General features: G+C 37.4%; 21 protein-coding genes. 7 read left to right on the forward strand and 14 right to left on the reverse strand.

Features of this window, described 5'->3' with window-relative positions:
* Nucleotides 1-31: 31 nt before the first annotated feature.
* The 7 genes from ACFOOI_RS01215 to ACFOOI_RS01245 all read right to left on the reverse strand — a co-directional run bounded on the left by ACFOOI_RS01215 (nt 32) and on the right by ACFOOI_RS01245 (nt 7,494).
* On the reverse strand, nt 32-1,144 hold the full coding sequence (locus ACFOOI_RS01215) for a hypothetical protein (RefSeq protein ID WP_379834070.1): 1,113 nt from the start codon (nt 1,142-1,144) through the stop codon (nt 32-34).
* Between the two features lie 56 nt (nt 1,145-1,200).
* Nucleotides 1,201-2,745, reverse strand: coding sequence for a glycoside hydrolase family 28 protein (locus ACFOOI_RS01220; protein ID WP_379834072.1), 1,545 nt, complete (start codon nt 2,743-2,745; stop codon nt 1,201-1,203).
* A 543-nt stretch (nt 2,746-3,288) separates the two neighbouring features.
* On the reverse strand, nt 3,289-3,723 hold the full coding sequence (locus ACFOOI_RS01225) for a hypothetical protein (protein WP_379834074.1): 435 nt from the start codon (nt 3,721-3,723) through the stop codon (nt 3,289-3,291).
* Nucleotides 3,724-4,326: 603 nt separating this feature from the next.
* Complete coding sequence (locus tag ACFOOI_RS01230) at nt 4,327-4,902, reverse strand: YdeI/OmpD-associated family protein (protein ID WP_379834076.1); 576 nt, start codon at nt 4,900-4,902, stop codon at nt 4,327-4,329.
* Nucleotides 4,903-4,928: 26 nt separating this feature from the next.
* Entirely contained in the window at nt 4,929-5,366 is a 438-nt protein-coding gene (locus ACFOOI_RS01235; RefSeq protein ID WP_379834078.1) for a VOC family protein, read from the reverse strand.
* Between the two features lie 146 nt (nt 5,367-5,512).
* The gene (locus ACFOOI_RS01240; RefSeq protein ID WP_379834080.1) at nt 5,513-6,247 is read right to left on the reverse strand and encodes a WGR domain-containing protein; all 735 of its coding nucleotides are present in this window, start codon (nt 6,245-6,247) and stop codon (nt 5,513-5,515) included.
* 44 nt (nt 6,248-6,291) lie between these two features.
* Nucleotides 6,292-7,494: an NAD(P)-dependent oxidoreductase gene (locus tag ACFOOI_RS01245; RefSeq protein ID WP_379834082.1), complete on the reverse strand. Its 1,203-nt coding sequence runs from the start codon at nt 7,492-7,494 to the stop codon at nt 6,292-6,294.
* Between the two features lie 407 nt (nt 7,495-7,901).
* Between ACFOOI_RS01245 and ACFOOI_RS01250 the strand changes: the two genes are divergently transcribed.
* The 3 genes from ACFOOI_RS01250 to ACFOOI_RS01260 all read left to right on the forward strand — a co-directional run bounded on the left by ACFOOI_RS01250 (nt 7,902) and on the right by ACFOOI_RS01260 (nt 11,365).
* The gene (locus ACFOOI_RS01250) at nt 7,902-8,882 is read left to right on the forward strand and encodes a hypothetical protein (protein ID WP_379834084.1); all 981 of its coding nucleotides are present in this window, start codon (nt 7,902-7,904) and stop codon (nt 8,880-8,882) included.
* Between the two features lie 250 nt (nt 8,883-9,132).
* Nucleotides 9,133-9,765, forward strand: a complete 633-nt coding sequence (locus ACFOOI_RS01255; RefSeq protein WP_379834086.1) for a murein L,D-transpeptidase catalytic domain family protein — start codon at nt 9,133-9,135, stop codon at nt 9,763-9,765.
* On the forward strand, nt 9,734-11,365 hold the full coding sequence (locus ACFOOI_RS01260; RefSeq protein ID WP_379834088.1) for a L,D-transpeptidase family protein: 1,632 nt from the start codon (nt 9,734-9,736) through the stop codon (nt 11,363-11,365). The genes ACFOOI_RS01255 and ACFOOI_RS01260 overlap by 32 nt, the downstream gene beginning before the upstream one ends.
* 5 nt (nt 11,366-11,370) lie before the next feature.
* Here the strand turns inward: ACFOOI_RS01260 and ACFOOI_RS01265 are convergent, their stop codons facing one another.
* The 4 genes from ACFOOI_RS01265 to ACFOOI_RS01280 form a co-directional block, all read right to left on the reverse strand.
* A complete protein-coding gene (locus ACFOOI_RS01265) occupies nt 11,371-11,739 on the reverse strand; it encodes a DUF1801 domain-containing protein (RefSeq protein ID WP_379834090.1) in 369 nt (122 codons plus the stop codon).
* Between the two features lie 20 nt (nt 11,740-11,759).
* Nucleotides 11,760-12,674, reverse strand: a complete 915-nt coding sequence (locus ACFOOI_RS01270; protein WP_379834092.1) for a glutaminase — start codon at nt 12,672-12,674, stop codon at nt 11,760-11,762.
* A gap of 505 nt (nt 12,675-13,179) precedes the next feature.
* Nucleotides 13,180-14,589 carry a BNR-4 repeat-containing protein gene (locus tag ACFOOI_RS01275; protein WP_379834094.1) on the reverse strand — a complete coding sequence of 470 codons (1,410 nt, stop codon included), beginning with the start codon at nt 14,587-14,589 and terminating at the stop codon, nt 13,180-13,182.
* 195 nt (nt 14,590-14,784) lie between these two features.
* A complete protein-coding gene (locus ACFOOI_RS01280) occupies nt 14,785-15,669 on the reverse strand; it encodes a hypothetical protein (RefSeq protein WP_379834096.1) in 885 nt (294 codons plus the stop codon).
* 207 nt (nt 15,670-15,876) lie between these two features.
* On the opposite strand from ACFOOI_RS01280, the gene ACFOOI_RS01285 reads away from it, so the two are divergent.
* The 4 genes from ACFOOI_RS01285 to ACFOOI_RS01300 all read left to right on the forward strand — a co-directional run bounded on the left by ACFOOI_RS01285 (nt 15,877) and on the right by ACFOOI_RS01300 (nt 18,234).
* Nucleotides 15,877-16,263, forward strand: a complete 387-nt coding sequence (locus ACFOOI_RS01285; protein WP_379834099.1) for a hypothetical protein — start codon at nt 15,877-15,879, stop codon at nt 16,261-16,263.
* A 132-nt stretch (nt 16,264-16,395) separates the two neighbouring features.
* On the forward strand, nt 16,396-17,052 hold the full coding sequence (locus ACFOOI_RS01290; RefSeq protein WP_379834101.1) for a DUF6624 domain-containing protein: 657 nt from the start codon (nt 16,396-16,398) through the stop codon (nt 17,050-17,052).
* 43 nt (nt 17,053-17,095) lie between these two features.
* Nucleotides 17,096-17,461: a glyoxalase gene (locus ACFOOI_RS01295; RefSeq protein ID WP_379834103.1), complete on the forward strand. Its 366-nt coding sequence runs from the start codon at nt 17,096-17,098 to the stop codon at nt 17,459-17,461.
* Nucleotides 17,462-17,688: 227 nt separating this feature from the next.
* A complete protein-coding gene (locus ACFOOI_RS01300) occupies nt 17,689-18,234 on the forward strand; it encodes a hypothetical protein (protein ID WP_379834105.1) in 546 nt (181 codons plus the stop codon).
* Nucleotides 18,235-18,503: 269 nt separating this feature from the next.
* Here the strand turns inward: ACFOOI_RS01300 and ACFOOI_RS01305 are convergent, their stop codons facing one another.
* From ACFOOI_RS01305 to ACFOOI_RS01315, 3 genes are all read right to left on the reverse strand, one after another.
* On the reverse strand, nt 18,504-19,052 hold the full coding sequence (locus ACFOOI_RS01305) for a hypothetical protein (protein ID WP_379834107.1): 549 nt from the start codon (nt 19,050-19,052) through the stop codon (nt 18,504-18,506).
* A gap of 47 nt (nt 19,053-19,099) precedes the next feature.
* Nucleotides 19,100-19,363, reverse strand: coding sequence for a hypothetical protein (locus tag ACFOOI_RS01310; RefSeq protein ID WP_379834109.1), 264 nt, complete (start codon nt 19,361-19,363; stop codon nt 19,100-19,102).
* A 333-nt stretch (nt 19,364-19,696) separates the two neighbouring features.
* On the reverse strand, nt 19,697-24,364 hold the full coding sequence (locus tag ACFOOI_RS01315) for a 3-coathanger stack domain-containing protein (protein ID WP_379834111.1): 4,668 nt from the start codon (nt 24,362-24,364) through the stop codon (nt 19,697-19,699).
* Between the last annotated feature and the right edge of the window lie 95 nt (nt 24,365-24,459).

Raw genomic sequence — 24,459 nt, forward strand, 5'->3', positions numbered from 1 at the left:
TTTCTCAAAAATGTAATTGCTGTAAAAAAATCTATTTCCAACCAAGCGTGCATTTGCCAATACCAAAGAAAGGTAGACCGGTTGGTCTTGTATATTTTGCGGTATAAATTACTGTAAAAGTACCGTCAGCTTCTTCAATGGCACACAGAGGCGTTCGCATAGCGTGGTCGCCGTCGTCGCTCCATTTGTTTTGGTCGGTTTGAATTTTTACTCGGATTTCTTTTTTCCAGTTTACGCCATCTGTGGAGGTGCTGTAACCTATTTCTTGGTCGCCAAATGAATCAAAAACTATAAGGTAACGACCATCTTTAAGTCTACTAGTTACCGGGTTTTCCATAAATATATCCACGATTTTGAGTGGATTAAATGGCTCCGGCATACGTGTCCATGGCCCATTTAAATTATCAGCAACTGCCAAGCCCGTTGGCCATGGTCCGATAGGTAAATGTGTATGTCCATCATAGAAAGAGTACCATTTGTCCCCAGCTTTGTAGGGGTTAAAACTTGCCACGGCTTGCTGGCCCTCCCACGCTTGTGAGTTTTGGTCGGGTTGCAATACTATCGCCATATCTGCGTATGGTCCCGCTATGCCATCCAAGCCGTGTACCACAGATTTTGCTCGCCAAATTCTACCTGCATAGTCAGCACCTGCAATTTCGCCCTTTGTAGCGTCGCCGCCTCTATAGGCTACATAGAATATATTCCATGCGTTTTCTTCTTCATTAAAAATCACAGCAGTTACCCAAACTTCTGATCTTGGGTTGGTATGCGTTCTGCCTGGAATTGATTGCACAATTGTAGATTGTCGGTTCCAATTTACAGCGTCTGTGCTCGTCCAATACGATACTCTTAAGTCACGGTGTGGGCGGTCAAACATCTCATTGACAAACATGTGGTAAACACCTTCAAGTTTTATGACTTGCCCAGTTTCAAAACCCGATTTGTTATTTGTAGCCAAAACATCTTTGTGCATTTCGTTAATCACCGGACCTACATGTTCAGCAATTAACACTAAAGTATTTTGCTTATTTTCTTTAAGGTCACTTTTTTGACTAAATGCGTTTTTTAAAGTAATAACTAAGGTAGTTAATACAATAAAATAGAATTTCAAATGAATCTGCTTTGGCATTTTGTTTGCGTACATTTTAGCTTTTTAAAATTAATCTTCTTTTTGGTTAAAAGTCTGTTCTAGAGAGAAGATTATTTTATCTCTTTTACCAATTTTTGTTCAGGGTTTGCTATTTCGGCATTGGTCGATTTATACAGTATTATTTGCTCTTTTTTTTCATTGGGCAATTTTACTTTTTCTATTTTTAGATTTTTGACATCGTCAAATACAAAAGCAGGTCTAAAGTCTTCTGCTTCGAGGTTTAGTTTTATGTTTTTAAAAGTGATTCCATTAATGTGTCTGACATAAAAACCGTATGAGGGCAGTTCGCCAAACTTGCTAAATTCGGGATAACCGGCGATATCCTCAGGTATGGTGCTTAGTCTCCAGAGCGGCACATACGCCATGGCTTTTGAGGCTCTGCCTGGGTAGGTTATTTCTATGTTTTCCAAGCTGATATTTTCCATGTCGTGTCCGGGTATGCCTGCTATCACCATCGGGTGTATGTTATGAAAATAGGTAAGTGCTGGTCCACGCAAGTCATAGTTGAGGTCAGGTCTGCCAAAAGGTACCTGCACCTTCACGTTTTTTATGTTTACATTTTTTACATACCCAGGTTTTTCGCCTGCTCGGTGCCCAAGTCGCACAAAAACGGCGTTGCCAGTGTTTATGGCATTGATATTAGAAACTTCGATGTTTTCTATAAAGCCACCGTCTACAGCCTCAAGTGCCACTGCCGAGCGGTAGGTGTCGTATACTTCTATGTTTTTTATCGTTACGTTTTTAAAACCGCCATACGACGCCGTTCCAAATTTTACGGCACTGGCACTGCTTCTTATTCGGCAGTTTTGAATCACTACGTTATCGCTAAATTTGTCTGGAAAATAAGACTTCAGCGTGATGCCGTCGTCTGCCGCGTTTATGTCACATTTTTCTATCAAAACGTTTTTGCTGTCGGTGATGTTTATGCCGTCGTTATTCCAATAGGCGGTGCTGTTTATTCTTAGATTTCGGATAATAATGTTTTCTGACAGTTCATAGGTTTGTACCCAACTTGAGGAGTTTAAAATGCTCAAGTTTTCCACTTTTATGTTTTCACATTCCAGCACATTTATGATTTTCGGTCTGACGGTTTCGCTTGGTCTCTTGCCATAGTTTGGGTCTATCACTATGCCCGAGTGGTGTAGGCTGTCTATCGTCAAAGCCAATGCTCTGCCTTGCCCGTCTATGGTTCCTTCACCGCAAATGCTAATATTTTCCGCTTTGTAAGCCCATATCAGGGCCAGTTTGGAGTTGTCGTCGGTTTTGCTTGAAACCTCTGTGCCAGACAAGTCTAACTTTGGGTAATCTTTTGGGTCGGTGCTGCCTAGCAATGTTGCGTTTTTCTGAATGTCGAGTTCCACATTTGACTTCAAAATAAGCGTGCCCGTCAAAAAACTGCCTTTCGGAAAAATTACCTTTCCGCCTCCGCTTTTGTGAGCGGCGTCTATCGCATTTTGTATTGCTATGGTGTTTATAGTTTTGCCATCAGGCTTGGCGTTGTAGTCTAAAACATTATAGGTTTGTGCAAACACACCTGTGATTGATAGATTTATTAAAAGTAGAAGGATACACTTTTTGAGGAAAATAGCAGGCATGTTTTTTTCGGAGGAAAAAATAAAATTTAAACGATTCATATTCTTATTTAAGGCATTAAATATTATCCAAAAATAAGAATTAGTAGGGGAGTATACTTATACTTTCATCGCAAATCATGATGCATTTGCAGTTAAAAGCTTTGGTTCGACTAGCTTACTGCCAATATTTTTAAATATATCTCTGAAATGGATATGGCCACTCCGAAACTAATCAAAGTGCCTATCAGGATATATTCGGTGAGTTTTATTTCTTTATTTTCTTTTAGGTCGCCAAACCTAAAAATAGATTTTGCTGCTTATTATTGACAGTAAACTACCAGTTCAGGGAACAGTAGGCTTTTTTTGACCAATATTAATGAATTGGTTTATATTGACCAATTTGTAATGTAAGCTTTTTATTGAAAGCGTTTTTTGAGAGAATAAACACATAAAAAGAAAAGAAGTAAAAAATACATCCACAGCGGCAGAATTTGGCAATAGCAAGTATGTGATACTGAAAAAAAACAGCACCTTAAAATTAAAAACATACTCAATATGAAGGAATTACTTTTCGCTTTGGTAAATTTCTAACAAAACATTATTCATTAGCTGATTTTGAGCAGTAATCATTTTTTTGAAAAACAAACGACTGCCAATCATCCTACTTTTCATATAAACCCTAAATTTTATTTCAAATTCTTTTTCGGTAATTTCAATAAATTCATAGTTGAAATTAAGCTTGGTAAAGGGGAGTTTTTTTATTTGAAAACCAATCAAATTTTTGTGTTTTTTTACCAATGCTTGGTACCTAACTTGAATAGGAACCCAACCAAATGGCCGTTCGCTTACTTCAAATAAAGAAACTGATGCGTCTTGAGTTTTGAGTTCTTTAACGGTCCTAATAAGCGGGTGTAATTTCCCATAAACCTTTAAATCACTGAAATAGGGCTGGATTTTTGCAATTTCACCCTTGAAGTGGTACTGGCTTTTAAATTTCATAACAATTATTGTTTTTCATGTTAGCTATATTGTAAACTTATATTGGGTGTGGAACGAGGTGACAGTTGCTTATAAAAAGCAACTAAAAATTCATGCCTTTTTTATGAGAAAATTTTCAATAATTTTCAAAAAGGAAGAGGGGTATTTAACTTTTATAATGGTTTTATATAATATGGCTTATTAAACTGAGCACATATTTTGTAAGCGTGAAAGTAAGTTTTTTTAAAGGAAGTCAATGTTAAATTTTCCATAATTCATCGAATTTCCACGTTCTTTTTTTGAATAGTTATATTCAAAAATGATATAGTTAAATTTACAAGCAAAAAAAGTATTATCAAGGCTATTTCGCATTTCTGCCTTGTTTTTGGTAAGTTTTTGGCTAAAAACAAGAATGTATCCACTTAATCAGTTTTTAGGTGGTTTTGGATTTGTGAGGAAAGCGAAATATGGCGGTTATTAAAATTTTATAATAAGCAAATTAAAGGTGGTTGGTATTTTTAGATAAAATAGGCATTACTAAAACCATATCTCAACACTAAGCTTTAAGCATTTAAAACATACAATTGGAATTAAAAAAAACTCCAAATTCGTACGAAGAAATTTTCAGGTTTTTGGCTTTGCTTTTTGCTTCGCTGCAGCTATTACTTCGCTAATTCGTTTTTGTCTTGTTTCGGGTAGTTTGGCTAAAGCCAGCTTATGCAGAATTCCCTTTTTGCCGGTTTTACTTAGTGCCCAGTAAAAATTTCGGACATCAGCGTTTGCTTCAAATTCCATTTGGAGGTCAGCCGGTACTATGAGTGCTTCTGCCTCGTCAAAGATGGTCCAAGAGCCATTGGCTTTGGCTATTTTTATGCATGCGTGGCCCGCGGGCTCCATTAGGCCTTTTTCTATGAGTTGTTGAACTTTCAGTTTGTTTATTTTTGACCAGGTACTCTTTGGTTTTCTTCTGCTAAAAAACTGATGGGAAGTTTCGCTATTGATTTTTACTTTTTTGCTATCTATCCACCCAAAGCACAAAGCCACATCGACAGATTCGCTCCAAGTGATCGCCTTTTTGCCGGAAGATTTAGAATAAAAGACAAGCCAAACTGCGGATTCTGTAGCATGATTTTGTGCTAACCACGCCCTCCAATCAGCGAGGTTTGCTGGACTAAATATTTTGATTTCAGCGTCTGCCAATTTCTTTTTGAGTTTGTTTTAGAATGCTATTTTTTAATTTCATTTTTGATAGGTTCCCAAAGCTCTATTTTGTTGCCTTCGGCATCCATTATGTGCACAAACTTGCCGTAGTCGTAGGTAGCGATGCTGTCTAAAACATTTACGCCGTTGGCTTTGAGTTTTGCTACCAAACCTTCTAAGTTTTGCACCTGATAGTTAATCATAAACTCCTTTTTTGAAGGCTCAAAATAGTCACTACTTTTTTTGAAAGGCGTCCATTGCAAGGCATTTATTTCTTCAGGCTTTTTTATGTCTCTCGACTCAAAACTAGACGATCCCCAATCATTAAATTCAAACCCGAGAATTTTGGCATACCAATCTTTCATTTCTTTCGGGTTTTCTGCAAAAAAGAAGATGCCACCTACGCCCGTTACTTTTGGTGTTTGTTGGTCATCTGATGCTGCTTGGTCAGTTTGGTTTTTCATTTTTGTCTTTTTAGGTAAAGGTTTACAGTTTACACATATAAGTACCGAAATTATCAAAAAAAAGCGTTTCATACTACGGATAATTGGAAGAAATAATCAAAATGTAACGAAATATTATTAAACTAATTTATACAAAAAAAGTGAATTCATACCTGGTTTAAGACCTCCTGCATTTTTGCTATATGCTTTAGCCTTTCTTCGTCTCCATGCTGGTCTAAAATCACATTTAGTGTTTGCCTAGTCAATGCGTTTTTTGCAATATTTTTTAATTCCTCATCAATCTTGCCTTTTAATACCAGTTGCCCAAACGCTGCCGCCCAGATGGCACTGTCTTGAATAATTACATAATATAAATCTATATTCAGAGCTTTGAGTTCTACTTCATCAATACAATTTAGGTCTTTTAGTGGATAGACTTCTGTGCTTTCATTGAATATATTTAATAAAAAATCAAGAGTTTTTTTTCCGGGGTTTTCTTGGTAAAACTCTTTCAAAAATGAAAATGTATCGTCTCCTTCGTCGCTTCCAAATGGGCTAGATTCTTCAATACAACTCCAATAAAAAGGCTCATTCATTAATTTTTTAGATATTGGGCTGGCTTTTACATCCCAATTCTCTTCAAATTCTAAAATATTTAGATGAGTTTCGGCGTCCTTTATTGGCCTGTTTGAAATCAAGGTTTCTTTATATCCTTTCTTTATTTTTGAAGCTATTTGTTTTTCTGCCTCTTTTATACATTCTTCATTTGTAGCAAAGCTTTTTTCTTCTACTCTTCCTGCTGAGCCTATACGTCCAAAAAAAACTGTACTTTTAGTTTCTTTACAAACTATCTCCCAATATTTATCAGATTTTTCATCTGTAAAACGTAAGTATTTTTCCATTATTAAAATTTGATAATCAATAAACTATGTAGTCATTAATTCATTCATTTTCCTTCCAAGTAATCTCTCAAATATTCGAAGTCTGGCCCTAAGGTTTTGTTTTGAGCTATTGTGGCTTTGTTTAACATTTCGCTGTTTTCTTTCTGTAGTTCGGGCAAAACATGTGCAATAAACATATCGCCGAATGCCTCGGAGGCATCTCGCGGCAGTTCGTTCGGCAGGTTGTCTACGGTCATCATGTCTATGGTGTCGGTACCAAAAGCCGCTACTTCAGACTTAGTTTTTGGGTCGTAGCCAAACACCGGCTCTGCAATGGTGCTCGCCCTCAGCGTGGAGGGAATTGAACTTACAGGAGCTATGTCGCAGGTGACATCAGCTATAACCTTTATCTTGAAATTTGGACTTGCCATCTGATCCGCCGTAAAAAACGCAGGACCGGTGTTTGTCCAGTAAATGCCATTAATCATGATGTCAGACATCGGCAAAAAGTGGTCAAAATCGGAGTCGTAGTCTTGTGGGTTTTTATAGAAATCAAGCACTTCGTCAAACACCTCGCCGTCTTTTCTTTTGGCATAAAAAAAGCTGTTTAGCTGGGTATATACGGGCTTGTCAAATTCATTTTTTACATAATCTATTGGGCGTACTTTGGTAAAACCCATGTCGTTTAAAACCATGGCTGCACCTTTGGCCACGCGGCCCGTGCCGGTCAGCACTATTTTGATGTTCGGAAACTTAGTTTTGCCATAAACCTCCTTGGCGGCTTGGTAGTCGAAGAGGTCTTTCATGCGGGGCAACTCAAACTCGGCAGTCCGCTTGCCGTAGGTCCAGAGGGCATTGTGGGCACCCACCATTCCGGCAAATTTGCCAAAGGCGATCACACGGGCGTTGTTTTCGTTTGTCAATACTTCATAGTCTATCAGGCGTATATTTTTGTCTACTATCGCTCGCAATAGTTTTTGATTGTATACCTGTGATTTGTAAGTATGCGAAAAAAAGAAATAGGTTTTGTCGGCCAAAAGTGAGTCAATAGGCACCTCTTTTACGCCAATCAAAATGTCTCTGTCGCTCAAGTCTTCGGCCATCGGTACACCGTTTTGTAAATAATCAGCATCAGGAAAACACCTCACCGCCGAAGGCTGCACCACCAAGTCAATGCCCTGCTCAATCAATGCTATACAATGCCTCGGACTTAATGTTACCCTACTATCTGGTGGATTTTTCTCTTCTCTTATTATTCCTATTTTCATTTTTTCCCTTTGGTTAAAAGTCTCTCCTCGTTCACCTGTTTCTCACAAACTTACTAAAATAATACACGCCATTCTCGGGAGGGAATCTAGTTTTTTTGATTTTTTGGGTGAGTTTTTTGATTTTGAGCGTTTAATAGAAGGGAAAATCAATGAACAACTTTTAAATTATTAAAACTTAAATGCACTATTTTTTTCAAAATAAACATATAATCTAGTGATTAAGGGGGTATTTATTTTTAAGTTTTAATTTAATGTGTTGTTTAAATTATATAAGTTCGTGAGAGTTTCTTAAAAAAAAGATAGTTATTAAAGCCAATAGTAACTTACAATGTTTAGAAATCGACAACGTATAGAAAACAACTACACAGTTTGAAATACTAATCACATAAATATATAAAAAAATTAAAATGAGTAAAAGAAATTATTGGTGTTATAGAATTGACACAAGCAAAATTGATTTTTTCACCAACGAACTAAACGAGGGACGATTAAGACAAGGTTGGGGTTGGGATGAATCCCAAGATTTAAGAGACTTTAAGTTAGACGAAGGTGCTGGACGAAACAAGCCAATGTTTAACAGCGTTAAAAAAGGTGACATTCTCTTAATTCCTCAATTACCGAATTGGGGTGAAGTTGCTTTGGTAGAGGCAACCGAAGACTGGAACAAAGGATATTTTTTTGAAATAGACAAAAAACTTGGGGATTACGGACACATTTTCCCAGCAAAATATCTAAAAAAATTTACAAGGAACAATGAGAATGTTACAGGAAGCTTACGTTCGACATTGAAAAATCCTTCAAGATTTTGGAACATTAATCATTATTCAAAAGATGTCGATTTATTGCTGAACTTGCAAGTAACAGAACTTTCAAAAAGACAAGATTACAACAGTAGATTAGAAAGTTCAATTGGAACTGTGTTTAATGACGTTTTTGACGAAAGATTATTTTCAAATAAATTATATGAAAAATTAACAGAACAATTTACAAGAGAAGAGTGGGAATTTGCATTAGTTTATGGACTGAAACAAATGTTTCCATTTTACCAAGTTGAACGAGTTGGTGGAATGGAAGAAAAAAATCACGGTACAGACATTTTGATTAAAATTCCAAGTATTCTTTCAAATTATGGTTATGCAATTGCTATACAAGTTAAGGATTACGAAGGTTTTGTAGCTAAAGAAGTTGTTTCTCAAATAAATAAGGCTGACAATTACTGGGATAGTGAGAACTTAAAATTGATTGAAAAAATAGTAATTATCACTAAAGCAAAAAGAGACGATAATATTAGCCTTCTTGATCATGACAAGAATATAAAGTATATTTTTGCTAACGAGTTAAAACAACTATTGTCAGAAATTGGAAAATGTTTTATCGGAATGAAATAAATACGCCAGGTTACAATATATATATATTAGGCGTGATAGTATTAGCATCAAGGATTAAAGCTCGTTTCAACTTTCTTGTAACTTGAAAGATAAGTGCATTGAAATCGCTTGCTATTTATATTCTTTTCGTTACTACAAATTAAACTCCAATTTTAGTATTTACACAAAAGAAAACCCAAGCCATCTGCAATGATTTGCCTAGTAAGCGTGTTATATCAGAAGTGTCGCTTCAATCACAAACCTAAAGTTTATGTTAGCCATATTTAAAATCATTCCTTTTTTTCTTAGCTTAAGCATTATTTTTCCTCCCAAAACCACCTCCAAACCTGTTGTTGTTGCTGTAAAAGAATCATCTTTGTATGAGTCTTGTGGCCTTTCGGGTATTGTCAGTGATGCCGTTTTTGAGGAGGCTATGGCTGGCATTGAGAAATATAAACCTGAAAAGCCGGTGGTTACCATCGTAGACTTTTCGCTTCCTTCTACCGAAAAACGTTTTTTTGTTATAGATTTGGAACAGAAGAAATTATTGGTGGCTACGTGGGTGGCACATGGCAAAAACTCGGGCGACAACATGGCACGAAAGTTTTCTAACGTGATGGAGTCGCATCAGAGCAGTTTGGGTTTTTACAAGGTTGGGAGTCAAATAAATAGCCCCAAACATGGTGCAGCACTTCTGCTTCATGGCTTAGAAAAAGGCCTAAACGATAATGCCCGCCGCAGAGAAATTATTATTCATGGAGCTACCTATGTAAGTGAGTCATTTATTAAACAACACGGAAGGCTTGGCCGCAGCTACGGATGCCCGGCATTGCCAACTGACATAATACCGCAGGTAATACCTGTACTAGCAGATGGAAGTTTACTCTACATTCACGGAGCGTAAAAAATGGGCCGCAGGGGCTGTGGTTATTGCCGTTGTAGGCATTATAGCCTTTTGGTCTTTTTCGAGCTACAACAGTCGAAGAGCTCAAATCGGTATTTTACCAGACTCCACGCTTTACACCACCGAAAACTACACCGATATATTTTTGGATAGCAATGTGGTTGTCAACTTCTTAAATTCGCACCAAATATCAGACTCGGCCAAGGTGCAAGTAAGCGAGTTTTATGCCCGTAGAAACTATCAATTTGCTTGGCTAAACTCCCAGGACTTAAATAGCTCCGTCGATATATTTTTGGCCCAACTGCATAACTACGAATTTGAATTTGATGACAATAGCCTCAAAAATGCACATTTTGATAGCCTGCTGACGATTGCCCAACAAAACCCCAAGAAGTTTTTAAAAGACAAAACCCAAGCCGAGCGACTGGAGCTTTGGCTCACGAGTACATTTTTTGTGTATTCTCAAAAAGCCTTTGGTGGCACAGTCGAAAATACGCTTGACCTAGAATGGTTTATTCCCCGTAAAAAGAAAAACTACCAAACCCTGCTTGACTCTTTGGTGACAAACTCGAAAGATTTAGCTCAGCAAGAACCAGTAAATAGATATTACACGGCTCTGAAAGCCAAACTAAAACAATATAGAACCATACAGAAAGCAGGCGGCTTGCCGAAGGTCGAAAATCTTTCTGGTTCGCTTTCATTGGGCGATTCACTCCCTGGAATTGTCTCTCTTAAGAAGCTTTTGTATTTAGTGAACGACCTCCGTTTTTCGGATGATTCGCCTGTAGTAAATGAGAGTTTGTTGGCAGGAATAAAGAGCTATCAGCACCGCATGGGCTTGGTAGAAAATGGCAAATTAGACAAGAATACACTAGCCGAACTAAACAAACCGATAGATGAGCGGATTAGACAAATGATGGTAAACCTTGAGCGTCTCAGATGGGTGCCTGTGGAAGTAGAAAGCGATTATCTGTTGGTGAATATCCCGGAGTTTAGGCTGCATGTTTTTGAGAATAACAAGCAAGTGTGGGTCACCAATGTGGTGGTGGGCAAGGAGGTACACAAAACCACAATATTTAAAGGGAATATATCGCAAGTGGTGTTTAATCCGTATTGGGGAATTCCGAATAGCATCGTTCAAAATGAGATTTTGCCGAAGATTAGACGCGACCCAAATTACTTGTCTCGCAACAACATGGAGGTGGTAAATGGCTACTACAGACAAAAGCCAGGCAGAAACAATGCCTTGGGGCAAATCAAGTTTTTGTTTCCCAATCAATATTCTATTTATCTGCACGATACGCCTTCAAAAGGCCTTTTTGAATCAAATACGCGGGCGTTTAGTCACGGGTGTATTCGGGTAAAAGACCCTAAGACATTGGCGAAGTTTGTACTCAGAAACGACGATAGTTGGTCAGAAGAGCGAATGGACGAAGTGCTGAAAACTAACACAGAAACCCAAGTTAATGTAAAGCCTACGCTGCCGGTGTATATTGCGTATTTTACATCATGGGTTGACAATACCGGGCAACTGAATTTCAGAAAAGATATATATGGCTTAGATGCGAAACTGGAGAGCGATATTTTTGGAAAGAAATAAGGGATTTATTTGACTTGGATAGTGCCGTTTCTGTAAAGTGTTAAGCCTTCTTGTAAAACTTCCTTTATCGTATCAATATCCAAATCTTGGTTTGGGTTTACACTAAGAATTTTCATTCGGGCTCGGCTTCCGGCTTCTAATTTGGGGTGGGAGAGGAGCATTCCTTCTACCATCAAAATATAAGGCTCAGCGGTTTTTTTGTCGGTCCACAAATAGCAAAACATCTTCTTTTTGTAACAAAAACATGGCATTCCGTATTTGACGGTTTCTGTTATGTCTGGCGACAGTCGCAATATTATGCTCCGAAGTGCCAATAAGCAGCTTTTGTTTGGTTCAGTTTTTGAGAGATAGAAGTTTTCATTAGCTGGATTCATGGTGTCAAATTATTTTTTTTCTAAAAAATCGAGGACTCGGTTTTAGTGGTAAATTTTTCTAAGAATTTCATGCCGCGGTAAGAGTTGCCTTTGTAGTTTAGTCTTGGGCTCCACACCGCTATGCAGTATTTGCCCGGATGAATGGCTATAATGCCGCCACCGACGCCACTTTTGCCCGGCAAACCTACTCGGTAAGCAAACTCGCCCGATTCGTCATAGAAACCACAAGTTAGCATAACTGCGTTTATTCTTTTGGCTTCACTGAGTGTTAATATTTGACTTCCGTCTGCTCCTTTAAAGTTATTGTCTGCCAAAAATAAGAAAATCCGAGAAAGTTCTTGACAGCTCATCTCTAATGAACAAATAGTAAAATAAAAATCAAGGACAATGTCGGTGTCGTTGAGGATATTTCCGTACGATTTTATGAAATTACAAAGGGCAATATTTCGATATCCGACAGACTTTTCGGAGGTGGTGATTTTATCCGAATATTTAAGTTCTTGGTTGTTGGCGATGTTTTGGCAGAAACGTAAAAACTCTTCTTTGGGGTTTGATAAATTACTAATCAATATATCACAAATAACCAATGCACCCGCATTTACGAAAGGATTTCGAGGAATTCCGTTGTCGAGCTCAAGTTGTGAAAGCGAGTTAAAGGCCGTGCCCGAAGGCTCCACATCCAGCCGCTTCCAAATATCTTCTCCCACGATCTTAAATGCTAAACTAAGCGAAAGCACTTTTACAATACTCTGAATAGAAAATTTCTCGAGGTGATCGCCTGTACCAAACCCAAAGCCCTCAACGGTGGAAATATGAATACCTAATTTGTTGACATCAACGTTGGCCAGTTCAGGAATATATGACGCCAAAGCACCATCATTTTCTCCCGATTTCACTGTTTTGTGAATGTCCTCGATTATTTCTTTGTAGTTCATTTTGTATTTGTAAGTGCTTTGGGCACAAAAGTAATTCTTTAATCTAAAAAATGGCGAATAAATATAGTTTGACTGGAAACTGGATGGTGTGCAAATGTCTAAAGTGTTTCGTCTAAAGGTCACTTTTTAGTATTCTGTGGGAGGGGAGTTTTAAAATGTCGTCCCGCTGGGGCTTGTACTTTTCCTTTTAAGCTTATGGTATTACCATAATGCCGTACCTATGGTGCTGGGTGTACGTAGGTAGGTTTCGCTGTTAGTTATTAATGTATCGCCCCGCTGGGGCTGTTTTTTTGAGAGGTTTTGTTATGTTGTTAATATATCGCCCCGATAGGGCTTTTGTTTTACATACTATTTGACTTATTATTAAGATATAGCACCTCTGGTGCTAATGCTAAATTTAGATAAGTGGGTTAGAAAAGGCCCATCGGGCCGATATTTTTGTAAAAAACGTGAGTCGGTATGTGTTAGGAGCCCCATCGGGGCGGCATTTATATCTTCTGTTTTTTTACGGCTTTTCTAATACTATGCCCATCACATTGGAGTCGTAATCTTTGTAGGTGGCCCATGGCCCATTTAGCCACATGACTACTTTATATCCTTCACCTGCTACCACCATTGGTCTTAGGTTTTTGTGGTTTGAGTTTGCCGTTATTGGTTTCCATTTTATGTTTTTTATGTCAGCACCATTTTTTATTTTGGCCGTATAAATCTCATTGTTTTTTGCAAATGGTTCACCAGTTTTTGGGTTTACTTCGGTGGCTATAAATGCTCTTTTTGGATTTGTGGGGTCTAAGGTTATCAGCCCTATATAACTACTTTCTGCAGGGTAAAGGCCATCTCCAGCATAAGCTACCTCTCGGTCTATCCATTTTTTGCCGTTCCATTTGGCCATTCTATATCTGTGGTCATGGTCGTTTATGGTTACGGTGTATCCTATCACGGGATTTCCTTTTTTGTCGGTCGACATGGTGCTTGTCCAGGCACTATTTGGCACGCTGTCTGCACCTTTTGGTTTTACTTTCGTTTCGCTACCGATGTATATCTTTTCGCCTTCTTTTGTTTTTAGTGGGCCTTCAGATAGATCTTTTATTTTTTTGCCTGAAACTGTATAAAAGCCTCCGTCGTGATATTCTACGTAGTATAGACTGTTGCCATAGTCTCTAGGGTGGGCGTCTGAGTATGAAATACCGATTGTATTTTCGTCTTTTTGGAAATACCTGGCATATGGTCTCTGGAAACCAGAAACGTCATTTGCTATGAAATGGGTTCTATTTTTCCATGTCGCTCCTTCGTCTGTGGACGTTATAAATGTGGGGTTATAGTTTAAACCATCTCTGAAAATATTATATAAAAGGCCTTCATTTTTTATGGTCAAAAGGTTCATGTAAGTTACCCCTTGTTTGCCTTCATAGTCATGGGTGAATGTCTTAGTTTCGCCCCATTTTAAATAATCATTTGGGTCTGAAATACTGTAATAGTGTTTTTTCTCTACCGAGTGTTTGGCCCAAACCGCCAATATGCTTCCATCGGAGCGTACATGCAGTGCCGGCACGTTGTGGTCGTCTCTTTCAAAATCTTTGTGAAGGGTATGCTCTCCCAGCATCTTTTCATTTTTTAAGTCATATACGCCAATCCTTACATCGCCACTTACACCGCTCAGTCCTGCTATAATTAGTTTTCCTTTGCTAATTACCGCACGAGGGTCTTGGTACCAACACCAGCCTCCATCGCTCATTAGCTTCACTATTTTATTTGATTTTTTGGGAGATTTTAGGCTCTTTTTATTTTCCTTAGAAATATTATTTTGCGAATATTCCGATTGGTTTTGTGCTATACCAGTAAGCGTACAAATTCCCAAAAAAGTAGAAAGGGCAAAAGCCTTTAGACGAAATGAGTTTGTGATAAACTTTTTCATGTTTTTATTTTTAGTTGAATTTCCAGTTTTGTTATAACGTAATCAAAACCTGATAGTGGAGTAAGTTTAAGGTATTTTTATTAAGAGTACAAATTACTTTTAATATTTACCAATATTGGATAAAATCAGACTATTTTAACTTGATGCAGTTTTGATTTTTTGCATAAAATGCATACAACTTGTTTTAAGCTAATACTATTTAATTGCCGACTGTGCATTTGTGTAGGCGAATATTTTATAGCCCACAAAGCTTAGGTCATTCAATAGGCTGGGGCTTTTCTGAATGAGTTGCTGCATAAACTCTTGGTAGGCTATTTCAAAAGTTTTATTTTTCTCAAAATAGGCATGCATAAAATCTGTTTCGGCACTAAAAAGCATGACAATTTCGGGCTTTTTGCCTAGTTTTTTTGCGGCTGTAGCCATTTGAGTAAGTCTTTCTTCGGTATATGAAAACCTCGGAGCATCTGTGTAGCAATGCACCAAAATTCGGTTCATGTTATTTACCAAAAACTCAGGTTCGGCAGTGCCCAATTTGCTATTAAACCAGCCTATATACACTTCATTGGGTAGTTTGTCTTCCGGGTTTGTGGGGTTGTTGAGGTGGTCTATCATGCTTTTGGTACATTCAAAATCGCACTCGGGGTTGCTTAGCCACCACTCGTTTTCTATCGTAAAAGCATCGAATTTTTCTTCTGGAATATATCGAGAAAAATTATATGAACGCGAATATGAAAAGCCGGCCTCCGTACTATGAACCGCCGAAACAGACGACATGCCATAGGTGGTCTTGGCTTTTTTTATGAAGTTCGCCAAAGACTCATATTTACCTCTGCGGTTTGTGACAATATAAAGTCCATACAGACTCAGGTTTTTGAACCCTTGTTTTTGGCACCAGGCTAGAGCCGTATTTTCTGTGGCTGTATCGCCTAAGAAATTATTAAACCCATCGATATATATTCCCCTGTAGGAAACCTCAGGGATTGGAATAGGGACTTCTATGGTGTTTTTAGAACAACCATTAATTAATAATATAGATAAAACGCTGGCCAAAAGCCAGACGAGTTTGATGTTATATTTCATGCTGGGAAAGCTCTTTTAAAAAACAATATTTATGCAAAAAACGAGCCATTTTTATGTGCCCATCTAATCATAAAGGCAGGTTAACCTTGATTTTGTTTTTGTATAAAAGAAGCTCACGAAATCTGTTCTGAAACAGTACAACATGTGATGCAACTCATAAAAGGTTTCAAGTAGAAAATTGACATTTGTATCATAAATTTTAAGAATATGAAAAACGAAGAAAAATACATCACAGAAGAGCATCAGGACCATGTAAAATGGACGAAAGATTTAGAATTTTACACAGAAGATCTTGCTTTTTTAAGAAAGCAACTTGAAGAAGTAAGTTCAAAAAATACAGCTACCGAGGTAAAACAAGAAGTAGAAAAATATCAGAATCAATTCATCATTCAAAAAAATGAGATTGATATCCTAAACCATGCTATCAACGCAGAAGAGGAGCTTTTGGTAGAAAATGTAGTGGATAATCCTGTGGCTGTAGACCATAGAAAAGTAGAAGACAATGTATCACTTCGTGACCGTGTAGAAACGTTCGCTAAGTTATTTAAAGAAATGAAGGAGGAATTCAACACTTTCTTGGCTAAGAACTTTTAAGAGTTTTTCCTTTTATATTAAAGCCGGCATTTGTCGGCTTTTTTTATGTCTTTTTTTTGCTAAAATTGAAATGAAATTCTATTTTTATAAGGATATTTAATTTTCAAAAAATTCAACTCAACTTTATTTTTTATGAAAATCATTTTGTTTTTTATCACACTTTCCTTTTTTTCTTTTCATTCAAAAGCTCAATCTGAAAGTGAAATTAGTTATGAAGTAAGAAAAGAAATTACTGAAAAACTGCATGAGGTACACATAAAGGACCAAGAGAATAGGCTTAAAATAAATGACGTTGCAGCTAAATATGGTTGGGATTCTAAAGAAATGAAAGACTTTTGGGAAGAAATATCCCAGCAAGATGAAAAGAACTTTATAATTGTAAAGGAAATATTAGATAAATACGGTTGGGTTGGCAGTAATAAAATTGGTTCTGAAGCGAATACTACCTTGTTTTTGGTGATTCAACATGCTAATTTAGAAAAACAAGTTAAATACTTGCCGATGCTGAGAGAAGCTACTAAAAATGGGAATGCAGATTTACAAAGTTTAGCTTTACTTGAAGACAGGGTTTTATTGGCTTCAGGAAAAAAGCAACTGTACGGTACACAAATTGGCCGTGACCCGAAAACAAATACGTATTTTGTTCAACCTTTAGAAGATCCTGATAATGTGGATAAAAGAAGGGTAGAGATGAAAATGGAGCCGATTGCTAGTTACGTTAAGACATGGCATATTGCTTGGGATGTGGAAGAGTACAAAAAAGATTTAAAATTAAAAGAAAAGAACTAAAAGCTATAAAAAATTCTACTTTTGAAAATAGAAATAAAACAAAATGGAAATTAAATTTAAATCTCTTATTCCGTTTTTGGGATGTAGAGACTTCAATGTTTCGCGAGGGTTTTACAAAGCCATGGGTTTTGAAGAAATAGTGATTGAGCCCAAAATGAGCCTTTTCAAAATCAATGAAAACCGTAGTTTTTACTTACAAGACGCCTACGTCAAAGACTGGATAGACAATACCATGCTTTTTTGGGAGGTAGAAAACTTAGAAAAAGTACAGGAACATATTAAATCCTTGGATTTAGAACAGCAATTTGAAGGTGTCAGAGTTTCTGAAATACGGTTTGATGTATGGGGCAATGAGTTTTTTGTGCATGATCCCGCTGGTATTTTGTGGCATATTGGGGAGTTTAAATAGGCGTTCTTCAGTTTTATAATAAACTCCGCATTTTCTCATTATTAAAATATTTCCGGATTCAGTACACATAAATTCATTTTCTTTTTGGTTAAAATGTAGAAATAAAATTTAGCAAATTTGCACCTAGAATTTTGCTTTGTGGGTTTTAAAACTAGCTCTAAATTTGATATTTGAGAAATTTGGCTATATTATTGTATAGTTGTGTATAGAACATCAAATTTATAGTTATGAATAATATTAAGAGAACGTTTTTGGCCATCGGTTTTATGTTTTTTGGATTGCTTGCATGTAATTCTGAACAAACCACCGAACAATCCACTGTAATTGACAATCCTTCTCCAAGTTCTGAAGCAAATGAAGCGTCTGAATATCCGCCATTGTCTTCAATTCCTGAGTCAACTCCCGTAGGACCTACGGATGTTCCAATTCCAGAATCATTGAAGCCTACACTTTCATTTGCTACTCCTGGAGCTTCTTTAAATACTGCTCAAGCTGCTACTAGTACTGCTCGCTTAAATCCTGCCCATGGACAGCCCGGCCATGATTGTGGAATACCTGTTGGTTCTCCACTGAAAGGTAGTGTGGCAGCAAAAGCAGCCCCAGCAACCGAAATGCCCGTGGCAGTTTCTTCGCCTGTAGAAACTAAGGCTGTTGATTTTTCAGGATTGAGCTCAGAACCAAAACTTGACCCCAACGTAAAGATAAATCCAGCACACGGCCAGCCCGGTCATGATTGTTCGGTAGCGGTTGGTGAACGCTTACCTGTAAAGTAAGTTCTTGGGTTTGTTCGAAATTGATTTCTTCTTTCTTAAAAGTAAAGTTTTTAATAAAAGCATCTGAGATTTCTAGGATTCTTGTAAGGCGAAATTCTGTGTAGTTTTTAAATTTCAGCAATATCTAAAATTTATGAATTTCTGAAGGGTGGTAATAAAACCTCTAAGAGATTACTTAGTGTTTTCTTTGCCTTGTTATAACAAATTTTAATTCTTTTTTGAATTGAAAGAGGAGTAATATAATCTTCACAAAGTTTTATCAAACAAGGTTATATGCTCAATATATAGCTAATGTCATCCTGTAAAAAACTCTTGCCTCGAAATAACGGTGGCCTCGAAAATATTAGCTCATCAGATTTGGTTGGATTTTCAAAATAAGGTAATGAAATAGACTCAAACGGTTCTTTGGATATTTGCAATAATTGTTGTTTGCTTACAGGTATCGTAAGGAAAGTAATGTACCCGTCTTGAGACCGAAAAAGTATAAAGTCGTTTACTTCATTGTGTTCTACAATCGAAGAACTAGCCTTTTCAAGGTTCAAATAAATTGCTTTTCCACTTTTAAAAGCTATTGATAAATAGCTTTTCTTGGATAAGTATACCTCCTTATACTCCATTGATGGAATATAAAGTCGGAAACGCATATAATATGAAGTATCAATTTTACCTACAACAATTCCAATATTTAAACCTGGGAGTTCTGTAGTTGTTGCACCCACATATTTTATTTTTGTTTCGATCTGAGAAAAACAAATCTTCGAAAAAAGTAATAAAATTATGAAAAGTAATGGGATTGATTTGATAGGATTTATAGCCAATGTTTTTCTGTTTAGATCAAGTTCAAATGGTTAAATATATTATAACCTCAAATAGATTTTTTCTCAATTTCAGCTTTTACTTGCTCAATCATTAGTTTGATTTTCTTGCCTCCTTTACTTAAAATATAAATCAAAAAAAGTGAAATAGAAATGTAAACCCACCCAAAGCCTTTTGTGAAAAAGCCATAAGCCATAACGCCTACCATAAAACCAATTAGAACCGCCGTGGAAATTTGCTGTGTTTTTAGCTTTTTTTGTTCCAAAAGTAATTCTTCCTTCGTCATTTCGGTGTATTTGATAACTTCAGCCATATATGTATTCTTTAATAAGTAAATGTTTTATTTGAAACTCAGTTTAGTTTTTCAACCAAGTACACAAATGTATTAAAAAATGCCAAAGGACACCATCAGTAGACATCTGAAAATGTAGATTAAATTTTTACTGTATTACTTGAAATAGTTTCATATTTAAAGCATATCACTGTTTTTTTACTTATTAAAATAATCTCGATTCAGCCGAAATATCCCAATCTTTGTTTTTTTTAAGAAAGTTTATTCAATCCAAATAAAATTGTTTGATAATTACTTTAGTGGGTAGAAAACTCATATTTATGGACATATTATTTCATGCTAAATCTGTTTTTATTAGTTCCCACATCCGCCAATTTTCGCTTCAAATACCACTCCTTGTTTGGCTTCAAAAACACCTTGATGGCCGTCAATTAATATAGATTTTCCCGAATTAAAAATTGTATTCGCGTTTCCTTGTATTATGATATTGGCTTTTATCTCGAGGTTAGAACTCTTGGTGACCGAGCCGCCTGAAATATCATCTGTAGGACTGCTTAAAACCAATATGCTGTTACAGTCATTGGCACCACAAGCTATTGAATTTTGGATTTCGGTGACCAATACATCATCTATAAAATAGTAGGCGTTATCGCTGTAATTGCTGTTGTATCCACCACTATTGCCTCCTGATATATCTGAAGCAGCTTGACTTATGGTATTTTTTTCACTAGAAAAATTTCCCAAAAACAAATGTGTATAGGCTTGGTCTGCCACAAATGATGCAGAAATGTTTACCCAATTTTCGGATTCAAAAATTACATTGTTTTGCGTTGGCAGTATGACTTTGTTTACTACTAAGGTATCTAAAGTAACTACGCTTTTTTCTTCTATATTTAATCCAAAACCTAAATTGTTTGAAGCATAAGCATAATAATCAGCTCGGCTTACATACATACTCAGCAGATATTTTTTTCCTATAACCAAAGGAGAAGTAAGTGGGGTGGACAAATACTCTCTGTAGCCGCTTGGCCCACCTGTAAAAATGCCTCCATTCGCAGTTCCGTTTCTTGGGTTCTGGGTTCCAAATGTATTGTTTCTTGGGTTTTCTATTGGAGCATCAAAGTCTGCACAATCGTTAAAATAATCAGATGATCCCATAGTGGGAATTTTCCAGAAGTTATTTGGAGATAACCATTGACCTGGGGTAGAAGGCGAAGGGATATAGTTAGTGGGGCAGGTTACAAAATATTCAAATCCCGGATTTGGAAGTAAATTAGTGCCTAAACAGCTCAGATCATACAATGGGTTTTCATTTGGTTCAGGGTTAGGCTCGGTATAGATTCTAAACTCAAGCGGTACTTCATAAAAGTTAGGGTAAGTGCCGGCTTCACCTGTGGTTATTACACGCACAAAATAAGTTTCTCCGACTGTAAGTGCCGAAAGGTTTAGAATATTGTTTTTTAAGGTAAAAAGTTCCGCCACATACGTGCAAGCAACCTGAGTTAGTGCTCCGCAGTTTCCTCTATAAACGGTTATGGCACTATTTGTATTTAGGTTTTCTACTATCACTTTCATTTTTGGGTGTGTGGCGGTCATGGTAAACCAAACATCAGATTTAGGTTTGTAATAACAGTCCGCTTGGTCGGCAGTAGCTAAGTTTGTGGTATGGTATGAGCCTTGCACGAGCGGAATAGCGTTAGAACATAAATCGTTTTGTGGCACCGTTGGAGTACTTACCGCAATTTTGAAATTACCGACAGCATCTACGCCACTATTACTTCCAATAGAAATGTAATATTGAGCACCTACAGTCAAACCAGATGCACTCATGGCGTTGCCATGTATGGCCGTCATACTTGCAAATGTGCTTTTGTTGACACAAGTGCCTGATAGTAAGCAGATTTTTACTCCCTGAATATAGCCTTCATAGTTTATCCTTTGGGAGGTGGCTGTGGCTGTAAATTTATAAAATACATCGGGCCCTCCAGAGCATGTTCCAGTTTCTGCTTTTGCGTTTTCGGTGTTTCCATTTACAAAATTCGGAATGTTTGTGGTGGACACATTTAAGGCTATTGCATTGTCGCAAATATCATTTAATGGGATATCGGTATCTTCAGAGAGTCCTATTTTTATGAATCCCCTAACCGTAGCTGAGTTCGCACTACTAAAAACTCGGATTAAGTAGGTTTGACCTACCACCAAATTTTCGATCACTTTATTAAGTTTTCTATCGCTCGATAAGTCAGTCTTTTGGCAGCTGTTTGACACTAAACTGCCGCAAGTTCCGCCGTAAATGGCAACGCTAGGAGAAACATAGTTAGAAGTAAGTAAAACCCTAATTCGAGATTTGGTGGCTGTGAATTTATACCAAATGTCGTCATCAGCGGTGCCAATTGAAGTACAAATTAGCCCTTCAGTGCTAGAGGTTGCTTGTATTGTATTGCCTTCTTTATAGCTAATTTGGTTTGCTTTCGGTGCTATGTGGAGTGTTTCGGCATTCATACAGTCGTCGTTACTAGGTGGAGAGGTTTGGCTGTTTACTTGTATATTGAAAAAACCTTGGTTGGCAATACTAGCAGTGCTGCTGTATACTTTTATTATATACTTTTGGCCAATGTTTAGGTTTGTTACTTTTAAAACATTTTCGCTGGCATTTGTAAATTCGGCAGATTTGCAGCTTATCGGTGTAAGTGATTCGCAGACTCCGGAGTAAACCGCCACTACCATTCCGTTTAGGTTTATATTGTTTGCTTGTTGCGAAAAAGCAATATTTTGAGTTGGATTGTTGGCTATAAATGAATAATAAACCGCATATGCATTTGCTTGGCCGCAAGTGTTTGTTCCTGGAGAAGTTATTGCGTCATGAGTGCTTCCACCTGTATTGTTTAGGCTATTCCAGGTTGCGAAAACTGTCAAAGGTGTGGCTCCTGTGCAATTATCGTTTAAAGGGGGCACTATTTTTTTTAAGCAATGTTCGAATTCTACGTTATAGTCTGAGTTGGTGTAAACACGTATAAAATAGGTTTGGCCAGGCGTGAGGTTTGAAAATGTTTTTTCAGAAAATGTGGTGATACTTGAAGGGCATTCCATAAAAATTAAAGCTCCGCAGGTGCCTCCATAGAGTTCATATTTGAAATTTTGGCCTGAGGTTTTGGCCATTCTAAATCTTTGATAAGCAGCAGTGGCGGTGAATTTGTACCAAACGTCTTTATATAGGTTACTATTTAATGAAGGCGAAGCTCCGCAATCTTTATAAAAAGATTGAGAAGAATTCTGGAAGTTGCCTTGTGCTGGAAAGCATGTGATGGCGTCACCTTTTGGTGTTAAAGTTTGTGCACCTGCACACTCGTCATTACTTACAAATGTAGGCGTAGTGATACAAATATTATAAAAATCAGAGGTGTTGCCGAAAGTAATGATTCGGATATAATAGGTTTGACCTATGGTGAGGTTTCCCAAAAAGGAATTTGTATCTAAGGATGATCGGCAGCCTAGTGTTTGGAAGTTGCCGCATGTTCCACTCAAAAAATTGGCATTAAATGAGGTGCTATTTTGACTGGCGATTTTAATCTGATGCTGTATTGCAGTTGCTACAAATTTTAAATAAATATCGTTTCCTGTATCGTAGCAGGTACCGCTTATAGTAGATGGAAGTGCAAATTTTGAGCTGACAAGGGTGTTTGTGCATTGGGAATTATTGCTAACTGAAACTAACTGTGCATCCGTACAATCGTCTATAGTAGAGATGTTTGGAGAAGTAACTGTCACCAAAAAAGAGGACTGTATGGAGGTGGTACTGGCACTATATACCCTAAAAAAATAGGTTTGGCCGGCTATTAAATTATTATAAGTGCTGATGGTGGTATCGCCTGAAAGCGAAAATCCGGTACAACCCAAAGAAACTAATGCGTTACAAGTGCCAGAGAAAGCCTCAATTCTACCGAAATTGCTCGTCCAACCTTTCAGTTTTATTCGGTGTACCTTTTGGGTGGCCGTAAATGTATACCAAACGTCATCGTCTGTGGCAGTTGAGTTATTGCAGTCGTTTGATGAAAGGGTGGCGTCTATACTATTGCCGGTTTGAGGGTTTTGAAAACCATCGACCGTACCCACGGTCAACGCTACAGCCTCGGGACAGTTATCATTTAAAGGTTTGGAAGTTATACCGATATTAAAATTCGTATTATCATTTAAACCAGAGGTATGCACGCGAATGAAGTAGGTTTGGCCAACAGTTAGTGAAGTCAGTTTAGCAGAGGCGTTTTCTGAAGTGCCAAAGCCTGAGGTGATGCATTGCTTACTAAACAAGGAACCACAAACCCCCGAAAAAACTTCTAAGATAACACCCGACGAGTTATTTGAGGTTTCTTGTACATACACCCTGTGCGAAGTCTGTGTGGCTGTAAACTTGAACCATACGTCATCGTCTGCATTTCCGCTGCATGCCGCTTGGCTTTGGGTAGCAAAATAGGTAGAACTTGTTGTTTTTACAGAGGGAACATTACTCGGGTTTACCGTTAAAGTGACAGCACCTGCACAATCATCATTGGTTGGGGTTGTGGGTGTAAACACACAAATATTAAAGGTGCCTAAGTCATCCGTAGATAAGGTCGAAACTGAAATCAAATAAGTTTTGCCTACCACCAAACCGTTTTTTACGGACTGCACCTCAGCTTCGTTGTGGGTACTGTATTCACAAAAACCTACTCTGTTATAGTTTTCACAATCTGTGCTTAGGTCTTCTTCAAAAATATCAATGAAAATGTTTTGGATTGTCCCCCTCGAAACCTGAATTACCTGTGTGGTAGCGGATGCGGTAAACTTATACCAAACCTTGTATTTATAAAAGTCGCAGCCGTCGTATGTGGTTTCGGTTAGACCCGAGCTGTTTCCAGCCGTGGGGGAGCAGCTACTGCCGGGTGTTAAAACTACAGGAGAAGCACAGGTAGCATTTGGCGGCAATTGGGCAAATGCATATAGCTGCGAACATAATAATAACAGGGTAGATATAATTCTTTTCATAGCTTTTGAATATTTTCTCAAAGCTATATAATTGGTTTTTTCGCTGGTACTACTAATGTTAGTAGGGTTTAGGTAAAGGGCTTGATTTTATGAGA

Source organism: Lacihabitans lacunae, from assembly GCF_042649125.1.
Taxonomy (GTDB): domain Bacteria; phylum Bacteroidota; class Bacteroidia; order Cytophagales; family Spirosomataceae; genus Leadbetterella; species Leadbetterella lacunae.